The organism is Vulcanisaeta sp. EB80, assembly GCF_002078205.2.
On the sequence record NZ_LCWN02000137.1, the window covers coordinates 1 to 2,156 of the forward strand.

The 2,156-nt window shown below is 42.3% G+C and carries 3 protein-coding genes; all 3 read left to right on the forward strand.

What is annotated here, in order from left to right:
• Positions 1 to 137: 137 nt before the first annotated feature.
• Entirely contained in the window at positions 138 to 935 is a 798-nt protein-coding gene (locus tag B7L70_RS12525; RefSeq protein WP_238376261.1) for a hypothetical protein, read from the forward strand.
• A gap of 143 nt (positions 936 to 1,078) precedes the next feature.
• A complete protein-coding gene (locus B7L70_RS12530) occupies positions 1,079 to 1,915 on the forward strand; it encodes a hypothetical protein (protein WP_238376262.1) in 837 nt (278 codons plus the stop codon).
• 11 nt (positions 1,916 to 1,926) lie between these two features.
• Positions 1,927 to 2,156, forward strand: a 230-nt coding sequence (locus B7L70_RS12535; RefSeq protein WP_143701656.1) for a 4Fe-4S dicluster domain-containing protein, incomplete at its 3' end; no start/stop codon positions are given.

Genomic DNA, 2,156 nt, shown 5'->3' on the forward strand with positions numbered 1-2,156 from the left:
TTGCTTAAATTTAAATATATCAATAAACTCTTAACTATAAATCCTGGCAAAAAAGCTCACTTACATTTTACCAACATTTTGTGCAACTTCTGCATCTGTAAATTGGTTTTATAACAACTGAATAGAAGCAACACTTCGTGACCTGGATAAATAACGCACTACACGGTGGCACTGGTATTCATAAGGTACCTGAAGAATTAAGATTTGAGATCAGAAGGCTTATCAATATTGAGTATGATGAAACCATGAATGACATATTAGCCTATATAGTCACCAAAGGACCCACAACACTGTACAAGGTCTCCAGGGACACGCCGTACAGCATATCATCAATATACAAAAAAGCCAAGAGAATGACTAAGGAATACCTAATAAGGGCTGTCGGCAACGGAAGTAGGGGCGACAGTACAATCTATGAGGTAACAATAAAGGGACTACTCCTCTGCCTAGCACATAATTGCGTCGATGATGATTTAGTGCTAAGTAGGTTAAGGCATAAGTGGGGATTGAGGAACTACGATGATGATAAACTAATCCCACTACTCATGCTAATACCACACATAATTAGGGATAATGACTTGAGGGTCCTCGAAAACATAGACGCACTAATGATAATGATACTAGGCACACTAATGACAAACCAACAAACGAGGGGAAAGGCTGTGGATGAAGACATAATAACCAGCGTGAGAAGTACCTCGATATATTACGTCGTAAATGACGTAATAATGAACAACCTAACGCCAAACAAAAAACCAGACATAATAATAGGCAACAATTCCTACCTAGTTGGTTACAGCAGGTTAGATAATACCCTCTACGTATACATGTGCAGACTTTGTACCAAAAGCTGCCTAATGACACTCATACCAGTTAATTCCCAGTGCCAGCTCGCAAATGAGCTAAACAAGGCTGTAATAAACATGGTAAGGTAATAATGTAAATAATTATATAGTTTTGATTATATTTATTTTTATTCGAATTCATAAGTTTAGTGATCCTATACATTATTTATAATTACATAATCTTCTACCACCTATGTGGAATAAAACATTTTTAAAATTAAGTAAGGTAGGTGATGATGTTCAAACTATACCTACCAATACCGCACCTATGGATAATATATGGAGCAATAGCGTTGGTGATAGAGATGCTGATAGGCTTTATAGTGGAGATATCTAGGGGTATATTGGCATTATCAAACCTAAGCCATTATCTGCCAATAAAGGGACCCACTCGTAATTGGGGTTCTGGTGGTGCCTTCATAGCAGCATTAATCACAGCCTTCCTATACCCATTCTACGGCGCACCAATGACAAGCTGCCATACACAATCATCATACCTATCAAAACCCAAGACAAAAGCCCTTGCACACGCACTTATTTGGTGGGGTTTCGTCTTCGCAGCAATATCGACAACAATAGGTTTCATATTTGATAAGTGGAAGAGCGATACGGTATTCATACCAGGTGGTAAGTTGGGGCCCATGGGTCCCTATGCCGTTATAGGCACTGGGGCGTTGGGTGGTATATTGATAATAGCGGGTTTCATACTCATGATGGCGGTTAGGTGGCAGGGCACTAGGCCCATTGGTGAATCTGCAATTACGGACTTCTTCCTATGGACAGCATTCTTCGTGTCACTAAGCGGCTTTGCTCTAATGGGCGTTGAGTTAACTGTACCAACCAATTACTGGGCTGTTTCTACGGCATTCTCAGTCCACATATTCCTAGTAGCCATGATGTTCGCCACAATGCCCTGGACGAAGTTCGGCCACGCAATATACATGTACATATGGCAACTCTATGATAGGTACAGGACCTGGAAGGGTGCTGAACCGAGGTTGTTGGGGCCATGGAGTGGCGAATTAGCAAAACAAGCATTGCATTCCCATCACCCAAGTCATCGTGAGTGAGGTGATCCAGCATGCCCTCCTACGTAATACCCGCGAAGTGTACGGGTTGTGGGGACTGCGTCAATATATGCCCAAGCCACATAATGCGATTCACAAAATCCGGGATCTTCGGTAGGAAGGCCGTGAATATAGAGCCTGAGTCCTGCTGGGAGTGCTACAACTGCGTTAAGCATTGTCCACAGGGCGCCGTCCAAATTAGGGGCTACATGGACTTCACACCACTGGGTGGTGCGGTTGAGGT

Coding starts and splice junctions, on each gene's coding strand:
- B7L70_RS12530 (WP_238376262.1), top strand. CDS start 1,079: ATGATGTTCAAACTATACCTACCAATACCGCACCTATGGATAATATAT.